Source organism: Rahnella sp. PAMC25559 (assembly GCF_050632365.1).
Lineage (GTDB): Bacteria > Pseudomonadota > Gammaproteobacteria > Enterobacterales > Enterobacteriaceae > Rahnella > Rahnella rivi.
This window is the reverse complement of the sequence record NZ_CP192543.1, coordinates 1,729,106-1,744,879: the sequence shown is the minus strand read 5'-3', so window position 1 is coordinate 1,744,879 and position 15,774 is coordinate 1,729,106. Positions and strand designations below refer to the sequence as shown.

The following is a 15,774-nucleotide window of genomic DNA, read 5'->3' as shown; positions in this document are numbered from 1 at the left end:
GCCATTTTCTAAAGCAGCAAAGTTACGCCACATCCTCATACTGCGGCACCGGATTGCGGAAGCTTTTGGTGACACAGGCCAGATAGATGAATCCGATAGCGCCCCAGATCAGACCGAGGATCATCGAACCTTGTTCCAGATTCAGCCACAGCGCGCCGACCGTCAGTGCGCCACACATTGGCAGGAACAGATACTGGAGGTGATCCATCAACGTTTTGTTGCGCTTTTCACGGATCCAGAACTGGGAAATCACCGACAGATTCACGAAGGTAAACGCCACCAGCGCACCGAAGTTAATCAGCGCCGTGGCAGTCACCAGGTCAAAGTTGATCGCCAGCAAAGCAATCGCGCCCACCAGAATCACGTTGAATGACGGCGTGCGCCATTTCGGATGGACATAACCGAAGAAGCGGTTCGGGAATACGCCATCGCGGCCCATCACGTACATCAGGCGGGAAACCCCCGCGTGCGCCGCCATGCCGGAAGCCAGCACGGTGATGCTGGAAAAAATCAGCGCGCCGAACTGGAACGCACGGCCCGCCACCTGCAACATGATTTCAGGCTGAGAGGCGTCCGGGTTTTTGAAGCTGGAAATGTCCGGGAAATAGAGTTGCAGGAAATAGGTCGCGCCGATGAAAATCACGCCACCGATCAGCGCCGTCAGGAATATTGCTTTCGGGATAACCCGCTCGGCGTCTTTCGTCTCTTCGGATAAATTACTGATACCGTCAAAACCGGTAAACGAGAAACACAGAATGGTCGCGCCGGTAATCATCGGTACGGTATGCGCGTGCTCGCCCCAGAAAGGTTTAGTGCTGGCCAGCGTGCCATAGCCGGTGCCGTGATTCACGCCGTAAATAACCATGCCGGTAATGACCGTAATAAGAATGATCTGCAATACCACCACCAGCGTATTAATATTGGCGACGGTTTTAATACTGCGTAAATTCGATATCGTCATAAACCCGACCAGCACAATCACAAATATCCACGAAGGTACGGAAGGCACCAGCGCTTCAAAATAGATTTTTGCCAGCAGGATATTGATCATCGGGGCAAATAAATAATCCAGCAATGACGACCAGCCGACCATAAAGCCGATCACCGGATGAATGGCTTTTTGTGCGTAGGTGTACGCCGACCCCGCCGAAGGGTAGCGGCGCACCAGTTTGCCGTAGCTCAGGGCGGTAAACAGCACGGCGATTAACGCGAAAGCGTAAGCCGTAGGCACATGGCCGTCGGTCAGGCCAGAGACAATACCGAACGTATCAAACAGGGTCATGGGCTGCATGTAGGCCAGGCCTATCATCACAACCGGAATCAGCGTAAGCGTTTTACGCAGTTCCACGCGGGAAGTGCTGCCTGTGACGACGTTATCTGACATGATGTTTAATTCCCATGACGGAGAACGCCACATAAAAAGAGTGATGCACCATTTATGTTTCCTTGCGACATGACTGTCGGTATTTGAAAGTAAATATCTATCCGGTACGAAGCCCGGCCTCTGGTTTTTGAATGTTTTCTTGTAAGAAGAATGTGTACTTGAATGAAGTTTTTAAACGGGTCATCCCCGATTCGCGGGGCGCATATTTTGCCCTAATAACCAGGGAAATGACAAGATGAAGAAGGCCTCACACCGGGATTAAATAAAATACTCAGCGAAATCTGGCACGTATTGCCAAATACCTTTCCCTGCGGGTTTATTAATTGTTTTTAATATGTAAAACAAAAAGAATTGTCCGGTTATTGCTTTTATAAAGCGGCAGCATTGGACATTAAAAAATAACCTCCGCACGCATTATTTAACATTGCATCTGTGCCCCCGCGCCTTCAGCCACCTCAGACCAGGGTATGGGCAAAATCTGAAAATCTGGCGCGACACGCTCTTTTTGGGCTTCCCGGTTTACAAAAGACAGACATGTGGCAAGAATGAAAATTATTTGCTCTAAAAGTAAGAAATGTCTGAATCCTCACTGAAGCTTCAACTCCAGAACCTGAAAAAGCATAACGCCCGGCTGAAACGGATTGCGCACGATGCCAAAAATAAGCTCAGTGCGGCGCTGGACGGCACCGGGCTCTGCCTGTGGCAGCTCGACGTCCCAAGCGGGAAACTGGTGATCTTTAACCGCCGCTGGGGCGCCATGCTGGGCTATCAGCCAAAAGAACTGAGCGCACGCTTTGAAGTCTGGCGCGAACATTTACACCCTGAGGATAAAGACGATGTGCTGGCGGCTTTTTACAATCATCTGGAAGGGAAGACGCCGTTTTACGAAGCGCTGCACCGGATGCAGGCCAAAAATGGCACCGTGACCTGGGTGCTGGACCGTGGCCGGGTGACCGAGTGGGATGACCAGGGGCGTCCGCTGAAAGTGACAGGCACGCACATCGACATGACCAAAGAGAAGCATTACGAACAGCAACTGGCGACGCTGGCCAATCACGATCCGCTCACCGGTCTGGCCAACCGCCACGCGTTACACCAGCAATTTACGGCGTTAAAAAACAGCGGTCCGTTGTGTGTGGCGTTTATCGATCTGGACAATTTTAAGCATGTGAACGACACCCTCGGGCATCGCAGCGGTGACGAGGTGCTGATGCGGCTGAGTCAGCGGTTCAGGGAAGCCTGCCCGCCGGGCATTATTCCGGGGCGGCTGGGCGGCGATGAATTTGTGTTGCTGATGCCCTACGGGCTGAACCATCCGCTGGTCAAACGGGTAGCGCAGGCCTGTCTGGATGCCGCCACCATCCCGTTTGAACTTGATAACGGCAACGCACACATTGGCGCATCGATTGGGATTGATGAAGTGTCCGGCGAGAGTGATTTCAGCGAGGCGCTGCTGCTCGCCGACCGTGCCATGTACGCGATAAAACATCACGGAAAGAATGGCGTGATGCTGGGTACTGAAGACATCCGTTTGCAGGCGTAAGGCGGCCCTGATGAATGTTCCTCACTTTTGTTGTTAAAAGTTTGTGCTATAAATTTCGCATAAGAAAAACCCATGCCATGTCTGAGTCGTCTTTTTAGCACAGCAATCTTTCGTGGAGCGTAACGTGTCTCTTTCTATTTCTGAATGGACGATGGCAAACGATATCGAGTGCTCGCATCTGACCGCGAGCAATTCCTCATTCCCGCGCCACACTCACGACGAATACGTGATCAGCGCCAATCTGACGGGAACGGAAGAGATCTGGCTGCACGGCAAAACCGAGCTGGTCCGTGCCGGCGAAATCACCATCTACAATCCGTCCACCGTTCAGTCATCGCTGTTTGGCGATGAGAAAGTGGAATTTCTCAGCGTGCACATCCCCCAGTCTTTGCTGCGGCAGATATCCGTCGATCACAATCTGCGATCCGATCACTGCGCGCCGGTGCTGACCGAAGGCGTGCTGAGTAATCCCGCATTGTTTTCCGCGCTGCGCCATTACAAACGCACGCTGAACGACGACGATCAGGAGCAAAATTTATTGTGGTTGCTGGGCGCATTGCTGGAAGAACCGGCGAAAGAGCAGGAGCAGTCGCTGCGGCCGGTCACGCTGGCGCTCGATTTTATGCGCGACCACCTGACCCGCAAGATCCATCTCGACACGCTGGCGCAGGTCAGCGGGCTGAGTAAGTTCCATTTTGTGCGGCTGTTCCGCCAGCACATCGGCATGCCGCCGCTGCAATACCATATGCAGCTGCGTTTACTCGAGGCCCGTAATCAGTTGCGTAAAAATAACAATGCGCTGGATGTCGCCATCAGCCTGGGTTTTTACGATCAAAGCCATTTCATCAACACGTTCCGAAAAATGATGGGGATCACTCCCCACCTGTATTCGCAGTCGCTCAATGGCTCTGCCGCGCGCGGCTGATCACACCAGAATAAATTCGCGATAGCCGGAAATCACCACGTAGATGGCGAAATACGAGAAGATGATCGCTGAAGCCACGTAAGAGTATTTGAGCATTTTCGTGCCGAGCATTTTCCCGCCCCAACTGCCGACGCAGCACAGCACGATGGTCCAGAACACACCGGCAATAAAGAAACCGGTCAGGAACCAGGACGCTTCCGCTGTGCCGCCCTGCCCCATGCGCGAGATAAGCGCGCCGCCTACCGCCGCAAACCACAGGATCGCCGTCGGTGATGACATCGCCAGCACCACGCCGCGCCCGAAATTACGCATCACCGACCGCGGCTGGCCGTTATCCCCGGCGGACATATCCTCCGCAGGCGCCATCGCCGCGCGGATCATTTTATAGGTGAACCACATCAGCATCATCGAGCCGCCCACCCACAGCACCCAGCGCACGCTCTGGTATTGCAGCAAAATCGTCATGCCCGCCAGCGCCAGCACCGCGTAGATCAGATCACCAATGCAGGTGCCGATCCCCAGCCAGAAACCGTGAAAATAGCCGCGCTGCATTGCCAGCGTGATCATGGCGATATTGGCGATGCCGATGTCCAGACACAGCGACAGGCTGAGTAAAAAGCCATTGGAAAACGGCATCATAGCGGGACTCTCTTGATCATCTGGTTGTATTCAATCATGTCGTTGGTGGTGCCCAGACGCGCCATCAGGATCTCCACATCTTCCGGATTGTTGTGAGGGCAATACTGCTGCATAAACTCTTTTGCGCGCGCGGCGTCGCCGCCCAGCAATTCTTCGCTCATCATGCGGGTCAGGTTTGCCATCTGGGTAAAGAACAGCTCAGGGTGGAAACCGATCGTCTCCGCCGAGAGTTCGATACAACCGTGCTCACGTAAATAGTTAAACTGGATCCACGCCGCTCCGGCATCCGGGTAGCTCGACGGCCCGCGACGCAAATAGCGCAGAATTTCCAGGAAGTAGATCCGCGCCAGCACATTTCTGTCGAGCTGTAATCCGTCAGCCACCTGTGGCGTCAGGCACATCAGCAATCCAAACTGATCCGCCAGCGCTTCCTGCACCATCATCGATCCCCAGCGATCAATCTTGCTGAGCATCGGGAAGACGTTTTCGTTACGCACCAGCGAATGCCCCAGATCATGCCCGCGGAACCAGGCGATCAGATAACGCTGGCAGACGTGGCTTTCCGGCAAATCCTCTTCCGCCCAGCCAAGGCGCACGGCTTCGGTACGGGAGAACATTTCGAACAGTTGCAGGTAGGTATTGGCAAACACCACGGTGCGTTTGACCGGGGAATGCTTCAGCCCTTCGTCCTCCGGGAAGAAATAGGCGAAGTGTTTCGGATAGGTATTGGCTTCTCCGGCAATGCCGAAAAGAGTGATGATTTTGTAGGCGCAGCCCGGCAGCGCCAGTAAATCGGCGGCGATCTCTTTTTGCAGAAACAGCAGGCTTTCCGGAAACAGACTGTCCATCACGTCAGAGATTTCCTGCAACACCGGCGCGGGCTCGCCGAACCACGACGAGTAATAACTTTGCTTCGATTTTCCAATCCACGTTGAGGTTTTGCCAATGCCCAGCACCAGCTGCTGTTCATTCAGACCGGCAATTTGCGGCAGCAACGTTTTGCCACTTGATTCGTCCGCCAGGATTTCGGCGCGCAGAAACAGCCCCCGCCGGGTATCCGGATCGTCAAACAGCGGCGCGAGGCGGAAACACTGGATAGCCATTTCCTCACGCAAAGCATCCAGCAAACGACTTTCGCAGGTGACCTCCAGCTGATTGATCGCCTCGGTCAGGCGCAGACAATAGTGGATCGTTTGCACCGCTTTAGGATTGATATGATGCGGAACATCCAGGTCCATCATTGAAACCTGATAGGCCGCCGCAGCTGGCCAGAATGACGTAGTAAACATGATTTCCAATCCTGTGTACGCGTGAGAGGTAGTTCACTACATCACTGTCATCACAGCGGGTATTGGAAGAAATTGCGCAGACGTCAGGAAGTGTCACCCGGTGGCATTACAACACCGCAATCTGCGACTACAGTTGAAGCACAGGTTCCTCCTTGCTAAGCGCTTAACACCATGAGCTTTTCTCTCAAACATTACCTTCAGGTGCGTACCCGGCTGCTGTTCTCGATTCTGGCCGGGCTGGTCTGTTTTTTTATTCTTCCTGCCCAGCTCGGGCTGTTGCAGCGGCTGTTGATTAGCTGGAACGTGCTGGCGTGGCTGTATCTGTTTTTCCTGTGGTTTCGCATGTTGCGCACCGAAGCGAAGGATATTGCGCACATCGCCAAAACGCAGGATGAGAGCGCCACGCTGGTGCTGAGCATGGTCACCCTCACCTGTCTGGTGAGTATTCTGGCGATCCTGATGGAGCTCGGTACGCTGAAAGATCTGACCGGCACGCCACGCGTGCTGCACATTTTGCTCACCGCGACCACGCTTATCGCGTCGTGGGCGCTGTTGCCGACCTCTTTCGCCTTGCACTACGCCCATCATCATTATCTGCGCCGCAGCAAAGGGGTGGCGCCGATGATTTTCCCGGAGAAGCCCGAACTGCCCGGCTACTGGGATTTTCTCTATTTCTCTTTCACCATTGCCGTGGCCTCACAGACTGCCGACGTGGAGACGGGCACCACCGACATGCGGCAGATTGCCCTGTTACAGTCGGTGATTTCTTTCGTCTTTAATCTGGCGATCCTGGGGCTGTCGATTAACGTGGGCGCGGGGTTGTTAAATTAGCGGCGCAAAGCAATTCACTGCCATCAGGTAAATTTCCGGCAGAGATCACTATAAGCCGGAAAACCGTGCATTCAGACTTCTGTACGTCTAAAACTTAGTGTAGGTTTTTACAATATTCTCCTGGTTTGGTTACATTTAAGGAAAGATCTGCTTATGCGCACTTCGTTTATTGCTCTGACACTCCTTGCCACCACGCTGTTTTCCGCCACCACGCTGGCAGGCACCACGCTGGATCGCGTCACGAAAACCGGTGTGCTGCGCAATGCCATCGTGAATGACTATCCGCCGTTCGGCTTTATTGATGACAATAACCAGCTGGCCGGTTTTGACGTTGATGTGGCAAAAGCCGTGGCACAGCGCATGGGCGTGAAACTTGAGATCATCGCGCCGGGCTGGGAAACCATTGTCGGCGGTAAATGGCAGGGGCGCTGGGATACCTGTATCTGCTCAATGACGCCAAACAGCGAGCGCGCCAAAGTGCTGGATTTCCCGACGCCGTACTACAACTCTCCGGCAGTGTTAGTGGTCAATAAGAAAGACGACCGCATAAAATCGGCGGCCGACCTGAGCAATAAAAAGATTGGTGTCGGCATCGGCTCAACCTACGAAACGTATCTGCAAAAAACGCTGGTGATCCCCGGCAGCAAGCCCATCAACTTCCCGTTTGATAACGTTCATGTCATTCCAAGCGATGAAGAAGTGGCGTTCCAGAATCTGGCACTCGGGCCGGGTGTGCGCCTTGACGGCGTGGTGTCCGATTTAGCCACCGCTAACGCACGCATCAAACGCGCGCCGATGTTCAAAATCGTCACCGAACTGTATGCGGAACCAAACTGGGTCGCGACCGACAAAGGCGACGCCGAATGGGATAAGAAAGTGGCGGACACCATCAAATCGCTGCGCGACGACGGCACGCTGGCTAAAATCTCCCAGCACTGGCTGGGTGAAGATATCACCCACGAGGTACCCTGATGCCACAAATCCCGGACAGCCAGCCGAAAGTGGAAACGCCCGAACGCTGGCACCAGGCACACGCGTTTAAATTCAAAACCGGGCTGACGTGGCTGATTTTGCTCAGTCTGCTGCTCGGCACGTTCAGCAAAATGGGGCTGGACTGGAGCCTGATTAGCCAGAAACTGCCGTTCCTGCTCGGCCTGCGCCTGTCGCCGGACGGCTTTATTCAGGGCGCGGCGCTGACCATTATGATCACCGCCTGCTCGATGTTTTTCTGTCTGCTGATTGGTCTTATCACCGCGCTGGGCAGGATGTCCGATAACGCGCTGGCGTTTGGCTGCGCGACGTTTTACGCCTCGCTGTTTCGCGGCACACCGCTGCTGGTGCAGGTACTGATTATCTATCTGGCGTTACCGCAGGTGGGGATTGTGCTCGGCGCACTCAGTTCCGGCATTATCGCGCTGTCGATGAACTACGGCGCGTATCTGGCGGAAACGATCCGCAGCGGCGTGCTCTCGGTGCCGCGCGGTCAGCAGGAAGCCGCACTGGCGCTCGGCGTCTCGCGCTGGACGGTGGCCGTGCACGTCACCGCGCCACAGGCGCTGCGCATCATTATTCCGCCCGCCGGGTCGATGTTTATCTCGATGCTGAAAGATTCCTCGCTGGTGTCGCTGATGGGGCTGTGGGAACTTAACTTTTTGGCGCAGTCCTATGGCCGCAGCACCTACCGGTATATGGAAATGCTGGCCACCGCTGCGGCGATATACTGGATCATGTCGATTGTGTTAGAACTGCTGCAAAGCCGCCTCGAGCGCCGTTTTGCCCAAGGCCATCGCCGCTAATTTCGCCCTTTTTCATCACGGATACGCCATGTCTTTTCCTGAAGATTTTCGTTTAATCAGCTATCTCTCACGCCTCGAACACGCCGTCCGTTTCCCGTTGTCCTCCTCCTATCCCGAATCGATGAGCATCGATACGTTGTTTGAACTGGCGGGGAAAGAGCATCGCGCGGCGTTTATGCAAACCCAGCTGGATTATCCGCCCCTGCGCGGTACGCCGGAACTGCTCGAAGCGATCGCCGCCACGTACCGGCATATCACGCCGCAGCAGGTGATCAGTTTTGCCGGGGCCGATGAAGCGATTTACGCCAGTTTCCAGATGCTGCTAAACGCGGACGATCACGCGGTGGTCATCACACCGAATTATCAGTCGCTGGAAAGCGTACCGATGTCGCGCTGCGAAGTGACCGGCGTGGCGCTGGATGAAAATAACCACTGGGCACTGGATACCGGTCTTGTGCGGGCAGCGTTGCGCGCCAACACCAAAGTGCTGGTGATAAATTTCCCGCACAACCCGACCGGTGCGCTGATAAGCCGCGCGCAACTCGACGAACTGGTCGCAATGTGCCGCGAGCGGGGGATCTGGATTTTCTCTGACGAAGTCTACCGGCTGACCGAATTTGACCCTGCTGACCGGCTGCCGCAGCTCGCTGATCTTTACGAACGCGGCATTTCGCTGAACGTGACCTCGAAAGCTTACGGATTGCCGGGGCTGCGTATCGGCTGGGTAGCCTGTCAGGATAAAGCCTGGATGCTGGAGCTGGAGCGCATGAAGCAGTATTTGTCGATCTGTAATTCCATGCCCGGTGAGTTCCTGACGGCCCTCGCGCTCAACGCCCGTGCGCCCATTCTGGAACGGGTCATGGAACGTTCGCGCCGCCAGCTGGCGACACTCACGACGTTTCTGGCGAAATACCCGCACTTGTTTACGCTCAGCGTGCCGAAAGCCGGTGTGCTCGCCTTTCCCCGTTACACCGGCGCAGAAGGGGCGCAAGCGTTCGCCACGCGGCTGGTGGAAGAAGCGGGAGTGATGGTGATCCCTTCCGTCGCCTACGGTTCAGCGCTCAACGCCGTGTCTGAAGATTTCCTGCGCATCGGTTTCGGGCGGGAGAATCTCGACGATGCGCTGGGCGAAATGGGCAAATGGCTGGATAAACAGTAAGGGGAAAACGGCTCAGTCCAGCACCTGCTTTTCGGTCAGAAAATCAATAAACACCCGCACTTTTGGCAGCATATGGCGGCTGCTCGGCCACACCACCGAGAATTTGCCGCCCTCTTTCAGATAGGGTGACAACACCGGGATCAGCTCGCCCGAGGCCAGATAAGGCCGCACGATAAATTCCGGCACATACGCCAGCCCGAGGCCCTGCACCGTCGCCTGTAAAATCGATTCCAGATTGTTGCTGCTCAGCGCCAGCGGCAGCTCCGGCGGCATCGCGCTGGTCATCTCCCATTCCTGCCACTGGCCGTTGCCTGGAAACCGGTAGCGCAGGCAGGCGTGCTGATAAAGATCGTCAGGGGTAAGCGGTACAGGATGTTCGGCAAAATAAGCGGCAGCGCCGACAATCACAAAACGGAACGGCCCGAGGCGGCGCGACATCATCTGCGAACTGTTCAGTTCCCCGCTGCGGATGGCGATATCAAACCCTTCGTCGATGACATTCACCATCCGGTCGCTGAAATCCAGATCCAGTTCGACCTCCGGGTAGCGCTGACGGAACTCCGGCAGGTGCGGCAACAACATGCGGTAACCGATGGCAGGCGCGGTGATGCGCAACTTGCCGCGCGGCACGGCGGAAATCCGCACCAGTTCCTGCTCGGCGTCTTCCAGTTGCGCGACAATATTCTGGCAGCGCTCGAAAAACAGCTGGCCTTCATCCGTCAGGCTGATGCGTCGCGTGCTGCGGTTGAACAGCCGCACACTGAGTTTTTCCTCCAGCCGCGCCACACTTTTGCCGACCGCCGACGCCGATATGCCCATGCGCTCCGCCGCCGCCGCAAAACTCTGGCTCTGCGCCGCCCGCACAAAGGCCAGCAGGCCGTTCAGATTTTCCATTTTCCACTCCCGTTTATTCGAGCGTTTTCGTCCTGAATCATCGGACTTCCAGCCTGTTTCCGCCAGATTGCCGACATTTTATCATCATCGTTATACACCACTTTCTGGAGAAATCATGAATACATCCTCGTCCCATCCGGCTGGCAGCCTCAGGGTGCTGGTAACGGTGTGCATCGCCGCTGTGATCCTGCCGCTCAATTTTGTCAGCGGCGCGGTAGCCACACCGGCGATTGCCCGTGAACTCGGCGGCAGCGCGCAGGCGCTGAGCTGGATAACCAATTCCTTTATGCTGACCTTCGGCTGTTTTCTGATGGCCGCCGGGGCGCTGGCCGATGAAATTGGCCGTAAAAAAGTGTTCATCAGCGGTGTTTCGCTGTTTGCGCTGTTGTCGTTATTGCAGGCGTTCAGCAACAGTTTGCTGTGGATGGATGTGCTGCGTGGCGCGCAAGGCATCGCCGCCGCCGGTGCGCTGGCGGGCGGCGCGGCGGCACTGGCGCAGGAGTTCGACGGCGCGGCGCGCACCCGCGCGTTCAGCCTGATGGGCAGCAGTTTTGGCGTCGGTCTGGCTTTCGGGCCGTTTCTCGCGGGCCTGCTGATTGCTCATTTCGGCTGGCGCGCGGTGTTTTTCTCCGCCACGGTGATTGCGCTGATCGCCCTGCTGACCGGCGCATCAAAAATGCGGGAAACCCGCAATCCGCAGGCGTCCGGCATCGACTGGCCGGGCACCGTCACCTTTACCGCGATGCTGGCGCTGCTCACCTGGGCGCTGATGGCGATCCCGCAATACGGCGTGCAAAGCACACAGGTTGTTGCGCTGCTGGCCGGTGCGGCGCTGTTGCTGGTGTTATTTGTCGGGGTGGAATTGCGGGTCAAACAACCGATGCTGGATCTCTCTCTTTTTCGCTATATCCGCTTCATCGGCGTGCAGGCGCTGCCGCTGGCGACCGGTTTCTGTTTTGTGGTGTTGCTGGTGATTTTACCGATGCTGTTCATCGGCGTGAGAGGCCTGAGCGAAGAGCGCGCCGGACTGATGATGATGGCGCTTTCCGTGCCGATGCTGATTGTGCCGTTGCTGGCGGCGTGGCTGACGCGCTGGATTTCAGCCGGGGTGCTGTGCACCGCCGGGCTGGTGATTGCCGCCGCCGGTTTAGGCTGGCTGAGCCAGGCGGTGCTGGCGCAAAACGTCACGGCGATGATCGCCCCGATGCTGCTTATCGGCATCGGCACCGGCCTGCCGTGGGGGCTGATGGATGGATTGTCGGTCAGCGTGGTGCCAAAAGAGCGCGCGGGGATGGCGACCGGTATTTTCAGCACCACACGCGTGGCGGGGGAAGGCATTTCGCTGGCGATCGTCGGCGCGATCCTGGCGGCCATGAGCCACCGCGCGCTGGCGGCACATTTCAGCTCCGGCGAACTCAGTCAGGCGGCGCAGCGGCTGGCGACCGGTAATCTGACGGTGACGCAAAAGCTGATCCCTGAAGCCAGCACCGCGCAGCTTCAGCAGCTTTATGCCGCCTCTCTGCATCCGTTACTGCTGTGCCTGATGGCGATCACGCTGTTTTCGGCGCTGGTGGTGTTGCTGGCGCTGAAAGGCAATCATCAGGAAAGCGACCAGGTCACCGCCGCCGGTCAGAAAGATCTGTCGCCGTAATCGGCTTCCAGTACCGGCCGCAGCCGGGCATAGGTTTCTTCGATGTCGGCGGGGATGTCGACCTCAGCGATAAAGCCCGCACCGCGCGGGCCATAACCGCCCGGCGCATTACGCAGACGGGGGATTTCCCCCAGCAGCAGCGACGCGAATCGCGGCAGCGACCACATCCCCTGCTGATGACCGCCGGCAAACCGCAGCCCGTCGCCTGCCCGCTCAAGCTGCGGGATCAGCGTCGGCCAGCTGGTGAAGGTGATGTCCGGCCTGTCGCGCCAGACGTGGCGGAAACTGGCGTCGGTGCGCAGCTGCATCAGCGGATCCTGCGTCAGGGTAATCCGGGTGTGGGTATCGCCTGCGGCTTCCAGCACGCGGCGCGCCTGCACCGCATTGTCGCCGCAGTTGGTTGACGCGGTTTCCAGCAATATCTGGTCCGCCGACAGGCCAAAACACTGCACGCCGATGTCATTAAGAATGTCCGCCTCACTGCGCCCGGCAGTGGGAATGTGCCGGTAACGCGGATGCGCCTGCACCGTCTGACAGAGTAATTGCGTGGAATGGCCGACGCCTCCGGCAATCAGCAAACGTGAAACCCGGCCCTGCGCCAGCGCCTCAAACGCCGCTTCGGCGGTCGGTAAAATCGCGTTACCCAGCAGGATCAGCAGCGAAGGGGTTCCCGCTGGCCCTTTTCCTTGGGTCTGATCAAAAGAGAGAAAACGCGCCAGCCGGTTTATATCGTTAATCACAGCGTCAGAAAACATTGCAGCCTCCGTCAGATAAGGGCAGCCATCATAAACCTATAACACCACTCAAAAAATGGTTAAAAAAACTCACGGTTACGCGGCGTGACGCCCATCATTAAACATAAAAAAAGCCATTAAACCGGAATAAAAAACCATTAATTTTGTTTTATTAGTCTTTTTATCCTTATTCATCGAAATGGCGTAAAGATCCTCTTAAGGTAAATTTATTAACTTATATTTAACTGTAGCGACGTGGGACACCACGCGCCTGCGGTCAGGGATCCCTTTTGCTTGAGTGTAAAACGCAAATCCCGGCTGAATGACTGATGCTTTTTATTTTTTTTATGCTTTTAAATTGACCACCAGAGGATTTCCACATGCAGCCGCAAAGCGATTGCATGCATGCACACCAGTGTATAAGCAGTTATTGGGAGTCATCATGGGCGATAAACATTCTTTATTTCCGGCTATTCTGGCCGCGGCAACCTTAGCGCTGTCCGCAGGCGCACAGGCGGCCGGTACTTTAACAGGGCAAGTGGGCGTTCAGTTAACCATCAGTACCGGCTGTACCGTCGGTAATGGCACGGCCACCGGCGGCACCAACCAGTGGGGTACGCTGAACTTCGGTAATTACGCCGATTTGACCAGCGTCATCAACGGTACGGTGTTTGGTGCGGACGGCACCGGCGCGGTCACCATCACCTGCAGCACCGGGCTGACCCCGACGCTGTCACTCAACGGCGGACTGGCGGCAACCGGCGGGCTGCGCACCATGACCTCCAGCGGCAACAGCATTCCTTACCGCCTCTATTCCGATACCGCACGCACCACCGAGATCGCCATCAATACGCCGATCACGCTCGGGACGGGCACCGCTGCACAAAATATCCCGATTTATGGCCGCGTGCTGCCTGCTGACCAGACCAGCACCACACCGGCTGCGGGCACCTATAACGATACCGTTGTTGCCACTCTTTCCTGGTAAGCGTTTTCCATCAGAGTCGGTTGCGCCTCTGACTGGCTTTTGATTCAAGGAAGGAAAGATCATGGACATCAAGGTACTGCTGCTCCTGCCAGCTGCCCTGCTGGTGTCGATGCAGTTGCGCATCCCGTTCAGTCCGGCAGCCACGATAGGCATCAGTGCCACGTTGCTGCCCGCCTGCAGCGCGGGCACCACGACGTCCGGCAGCACCAGCTTTGGTACGCTGAACTTTGGTAATTATGCGTCGCTCACCAGCGCCATCAATGCCACCAGCGCGCAGCTGGCGGGCTCGATCCGCGTGAACTGCGTGAACGGGCTGACCTACAAAATCGTGATGGATGGCGGCAGCAGCGGCGTGGTCACTGCCCGCAGAATGGTCAACACCACCAACAGCGCAGCGACCCTGCAGTACAACCTTTACACCACGGCGGCACGCACGACGGTGTGGGATAACGTCACCGGCGTGAGCGGAACCGGCAACGGCGCGGACCAGTGGAGCACGGTGTATGGCCGCGTTCCGGGGCAGGTCACGCCCGCTGCCGGGGTTTATCAGGATACGGTGAATGTCACCGTATCCTGGTAGAGGTGTTCATGCCTGGCCGTCTGCTGCTGTTGCCGCTGCTGATGCTGTGCGGCTCAGCGCTGGCCGCCACGGCCACCACCACCTTTACCGTAACGGCAACGCTGACCAATGGCTGCGTTTTCGGCAGCTCGCTTTCCAGCCCGACCACCAATCTGGGCACCCTCAATTTCGGCTCTTTTCCTTCCGTTCCCACCAATGTCGATGTGGTCAGTACGTCGGGCGCAGGCTCCGTTGTGGTGACCTGCACCCCCGGCACCACGGTGGCGATTGGCATGGATTACGGCATCCACGGCGGATCTGCCGCCCGGCGTTATATGGCCAACAGCGGGGCGACGGCAACGCTGGCCTATCAGCTTTATCAGAATGCTGCGCGCACCGTGGTTTGGGGAACCGGCGCGCAGGCAATGACCATCAGCAGCTTTCCCTCCACCACCCAAACGTATCCGGTGTATGGCCGGTTGTTTTCTTTCACGACGTCACCCACTGCGGGAACTTACACCGACACGGTGACCGTGACTCTCACTTATTAATCATCAGGATATGAGCTATGACGACGATATTCTCACGCATGATTGCCACCACGGCCCTGACGGTGGCGCTGTTTTCCGGTACGGCGGTGCACGCCGCCAGTTCGGTGCTCGTCTGGCCGGTGTACCAGATTATTGAATCCGATCAGAACGGATCCGCCCTGTGGCTGGAAAACCGGGGCGCGGAACCGGTGTCGTTGCAGGTGCGCGTGCTGGCCTGGAAGCAGGAGAATTTTAACGAGAAGTATGCCGATCAGAGCAACGTGGTCGCCAGCCCGCCTTTTGCCACCGTGCCGCCGGGCCAGCGCCAGCTGATCCGTTTGATCCGCAACACGCCGGTGCCCGCCAATACCGAGCAGGCGTACCGCATTATCATTGACGAGATCCCTTCTCCGCTAAACAGCGCCGGTGAAGGTCAGGACAAAGCGGTGGTCGGGCTGCAATTGCAGATGCGTTATCTGCTGCCGCTGTTTATGGATGGCGGCGGTTTGTGGACCAACGACCGCGCCGATGTAAAACGCGATGCCTCTACCGCCACGCGCCCTGTCCTCACCTGGCGCACCGTTTCGGAAGGCGGCAAAAACTATCTGCAGGTGCGCAATACCGGCATCGTTCACGCACGTCTGAGCAACGTGTTCTGGTCAGCCAGCGGCAACCAGAAACAGGGTGTAAAAACCATGGTCGGCGGCTTTATGGGCTACGTGTTGCCGGGGCAGCAGATGCGCTGGCCGGTGCCGGCGGGCGTGACGCCGGGGGCGCAGCTGAATGCGCAGATTGCCGACAACACCCAACCGATTGTCATTGCGCGCGGCGAATAACAGCAGGAGCCGCAAC

The 15,774-nt window shown here is 56.9% G+C and carries 16 protein-coding genes; 11 read left to right on the top strand and 5 right to left on the bottom strand.

Translation table 11 applies throughout. From position 1 onward, the window contains the following. Positions 1-22 precede the first annotated feature (22 nt). Entirely contained in the window at positions 23-1,384 is a 1,362-nt protein-coding gene (locus ACQZQY_RS09270; protein ID WP_217202849.1) for an APC family permease, read from the bottom strand. A 574-nt stretch (positions 1,385-1,958) separates the two neighbouring features. Between ACQZQY_RS09270 and ACQZQY_RS09265 the strand changes: the two genes are divergently transcribed. Together ACQZQY_RS09265 and ACQZQY_RS09260 are read left to right on the top strand one after the other, a co-directional pair. Beyond that, entirely contained in the window at positions 1,959-2,927 is a 969-nt protein-coding gene (locus ACQZQY_RS09265) for a GGDEF domain-containing protein (protein WP_421670522.1), read from the top strand. Positions 2,928-3,051: 124 nt separating this feature from the next. Continuing rightward, on the top strand, positions 3,052-3,852 hold the full coding sequence (locus ACQZQY_RS09260; protein ID WP_056774947.1) for a helix-turn-helix transcriptional regulator: 801 nt from the start codon (positions 3,052-3,054) through the stop codon (positions 3,850-3,852). Here the strand turns inward: ACQZQY_RS09260 and ACQZQY_RS09255 are convergent, their stop codons facing one another. Together ACQZQY_RS09255 and ACQZQY_RS09250 are read right to left on the bottom strand one after the other, a co-directional pair. Further along, positions 3,853-4,491, bottom strand: coding sequence for a LysE family transporter (locus ACQZQY_RS09255; protein WP_056774892.1), 639 nt, complete (start codon positions 4,489-4,491; stop codon positions 3,853-3,855). Next, positions 4,488-5,780, bottom strand: a complete 1,293-nt coding sequence (locus tag ACQZQY_RS09250) for a hypothetical protein (RefSeq protein ID WP_056774890.1) — start codon at positions 5,778-5,780, stop codon at positions 4,488-4,490. The genes ACQZQY_RS09255 and ACQZQY_RS09250 overlap by 4 nt, the downstream gene beginning before the upstream one ends. A gap of 171 nt (positions 5,781-5,951) precedes the next feature. On the opposite strand from ACQZQY_RS09250, the gene ACQZQY_RS09245 reads away from it, so the two are divergent. From ACQZQY_RS09245 to ACQZQY_RS09230, 4 genes are all read left to right on the top strand, one after another. After that, positions 5,952-6,611 (top strand): DUF1345 domain-containing protein, encoded by a 660-nt coding sequence (locus ACQZQY_RS09245; protein ID WP_431296985.1) that lies wholly within the window; start codon positions 5,952-5,954, stop codon positions 6,609-6,611. 153 nt (positions 6,612-6,764) lie between these two features. Next, positions 6,765-7,583, top strand: a complete 819-nt coding sequence (locus tag ACQZQY_RS09240; protein ID WP_414071565.1) for a transporter substrate-binding domain-containing protein — start codon at positions 6,765-6,767, stop codon at positions 7,581-7,583. Continuing rightward, entirely contained in the window at positions 7,583-8,407 is an 825-nt protein-coding gene (locus tag ACQZQY_RS09235) for an amino acid ABC transporter permease (RefSeq protein ID WP_056774879.1), read from the top strand. Before ACQZQY_RS09240 ends, ACQZQY_RS09235 begins: the two co-directional genes overlap by 1 nt. A gap of 28 nt (positions 8,408-8,435) precedes the next feature. Next, the gene (locus ACQZQY_RS09230; protein WP_122096333.1) at positions 8,436-9,566 is read left to right on the top strand and encodes an aminotransferase class I/II-fold pyridoxal phosphate-dependent enzyme; all 1,131 of its coding nucleotides are present in this window, start codon (positions 8,436-8,438) and stop codon (positions 9,564-9,566) included. Between the two features lie 12 nt (positions 9,567-9,578). On the opposite strand, the gene ACQZQY_RS09225 is transcribed toward ACQZQY_RS09230, so the two are convergent. Beyond that, on the bottom strand, positions 9,579-10,460 hold the full coding sequence (locus ACQZQY_RS09225) for a LysR substrate-binding domain-containing protein (RefSeq protein WP_431296984.1): 882 nt from the start codon (positions 10,458-10,460) through the stop codon (positions 9,579-9,581). Positions 10,461-10,575: 115 nt separating this feature from the next. On the opposite strand from ACQZQY_RS09225, the gene ACQZQY_RS09220 reads away from it, so the two are divergent. Further along, complete coding sequence (locus ACQZQY_RS09220) at positions 10,576-12,111, top strand: MFS transporter (protein WP_431296983.1); 1,536 nt, start codon at positions 10,576-10,578, stop codon at positions 12,109-12,111. Here ACQZQY_RS09220 and ACQZQY_RS09215 read toward each other — a convergent pair. After that, the gene (locus ACQZQY_RS09215) at positions 12,090-12,866 is read right to left on the bottom strand and encodes a YdcF family protein (protein WP_431296982.1); all 777 of its coding nucleotides are present in this window, start codon (positions 12,864-12,866) and stop codon (positions 12,090-12,092) included. The two genes, ACQZQY_RS09220 and ACQZQY_RS09215, sit on opposite strands and share 22 nt — an antisense overlap. Before the next feature lie 421 nt (positions 12,867-13,287). On the opposite strand from ACQZQY_RS09215, the gene ACQZQY_RS09210 reads away from it, so the two are divergent. The 4 genes from ACQZQY_RS09210 to ACQZQY_RS09195 all read left to right on the top strand — a co-directional run bounded on the left by ACQZQY_RS09210 (position 13,288) and on the right by ACQZQY_RS09195 (position 15,758). Beyond that, entirely contained in the window at positions 13,288-13,833 is a 546-nt protein-coding gene (locus tag ACQZQY_RS09210) for a Csu type fimbrial protein (RefSeq protein ID WP_056774943.1), read from the top strand. 61 nt (positions 13,834-13,894) lie between these two features. Next, the gene (locus ACQZQY_RS09205; protein WP_122096330.1) at positions 13,895-14,413 is read left to right on the top strand and encodes a Csu type fimbrial protein; all 519 of its coding nucleotides are present in this window, start codon (positions 13,895-13,897) and stop codon (positions 14,411-14,413) included. 8 nt (positions 14,414-14,421) lie between these two features. After that, a complete protein-coding gene (locus ACQZQY_RS09200) occupies positions 14,422-14,943 on the top strand; it encodes a Csu type fimbrial protein (protein ID WP_056774939.1) in 522 nt (173 codons plus the stop codon). Between the two features lie 17 nt (positions 14,944-14,960). After that, complete coding sequence (locus ACQZQY_RS09195) at positions 14,961-15,758, top strand: fimbrial biogenesis chaperone (RefSeq protein WP_136376439.1); 798 nt, start codon at positions 14,961-14,963, stop codon at positions 15,756-15,758. Positions 15,759-15,774: the final 16 nt, after the last annotated feature.

Excerpts from the sequence above, each read along its gene's own strand:
- ACQZQY_RS09195 (WP_136376439.1), top strand. The coding sequence starts at position 14,961 with ATGACGACGATATTCTCACGCATGATTGCCACCACGGCCCTGACGGTG.
- ACQZQY_RS09205 (WP_122096330.1), top strand. The coding sequence starts at position 13,895 with ATGGACATCAAGGTACTGCTGCTCCTGCCAGCTGCCCTGCTGGTGTCG.
- ACQZQY_RS09245 (WP_431296985.1), top strand. The coding sequence starts at position 5,952 with ATGAGCTTTTCTCTCAAACATTACCTTCAGGTGCGTACCCGGCTGCTG.
- ACQZQY_RS09230 (WP_122096333.1), top strand. The coding sequence starts at position 8,436 with ATGTCTTTTCCTGAAGATTTTCGTTTAATCAGCTATCTCTCACGCCTC.
- ACQZQY_RS09270 (WP_217202849.1), bottom strand. The coding sequence starts at position 1,384 with ATGTCAGATAACGTCGTCACAGGCAGCACTTCCCGCGTGGAACTGCGT.
- ACQZQY_RS09255 (WP_056774892.1), bottom strand. The coding sequence starts at position 4,491 with ATGATGCCGTTTTCCAATGGCTTTTTACTCAGCCTGTCGCTGTGTCTG.
- ACQZQY_RS09225 (WP_431296984.1), bottom strand. The coding sequence starts at position 10,460 with ATGGAAAATCTGAACGGCCTGCTGGCCTTTGTGCGGGCGGCGCAGAGC.
- ACQZQY_RS09265 (WP_421670522.1), top strand. The coding sequence starts at position 1,959 with ATGTCTGAATCCTCACTGAAGCTTCAACTCCAGAACCTGAAAAAGCAT.
- ACQZQY_RS09250 (WP_056774890.1), bottom strand. The coding sequence starts at position 5,780 with ATGTTTACTACGTCATTCTGGCCAGCTGCGGCGGCCTATCAGGTTTCA.
- ACQZQY_RS09235 (WP_056774879.1), top strand. The coding sequence starts at position 7,583 with ATGCCACAAATCCCGGACAGCCAGCCGAAAGTGGAAACGCCCGAACGC.
- ACQZQY_RS09210 (WP_056774943.1), top strand. The coding sequence starts at position 13,288 with ATGGGCGATAAACATTCTTTATTTCCGGCTATTCTGGCCGCGGCAACC.
- ACQZQY_RS09215 (WP_431296982.1), bottom strand. The coding sequence starts at position 12,866 with ATGTTTTCTGACGCTGTGATTAACGATATAAACCGGCTGGCGCGTTTT.
- ACQZQY_RS09200 (WP_056774939.1), top strand. The coding sequence starts at position 14,422 with ATGCCTGGCCGTCTGCTGCTGTTGCCGCTGCTGATGCTGTGCGGCTCA.
- ACQZQY_RS09220 (WP_431296983.1), top strand. The coding sequence starts at position 10,576 with ATGAATACATCCTCGTCCCATCCGGCTGGCAGCCTCAGGGTGCTGGTA.
- ACQZQY_RS09240 (WP_414071565.1), top strand. The coding sequence starts at position 6,765 with ATGCGCACTTCGTTTATTGCTCTGACACTCCTTGCCACCACGCTGTTT.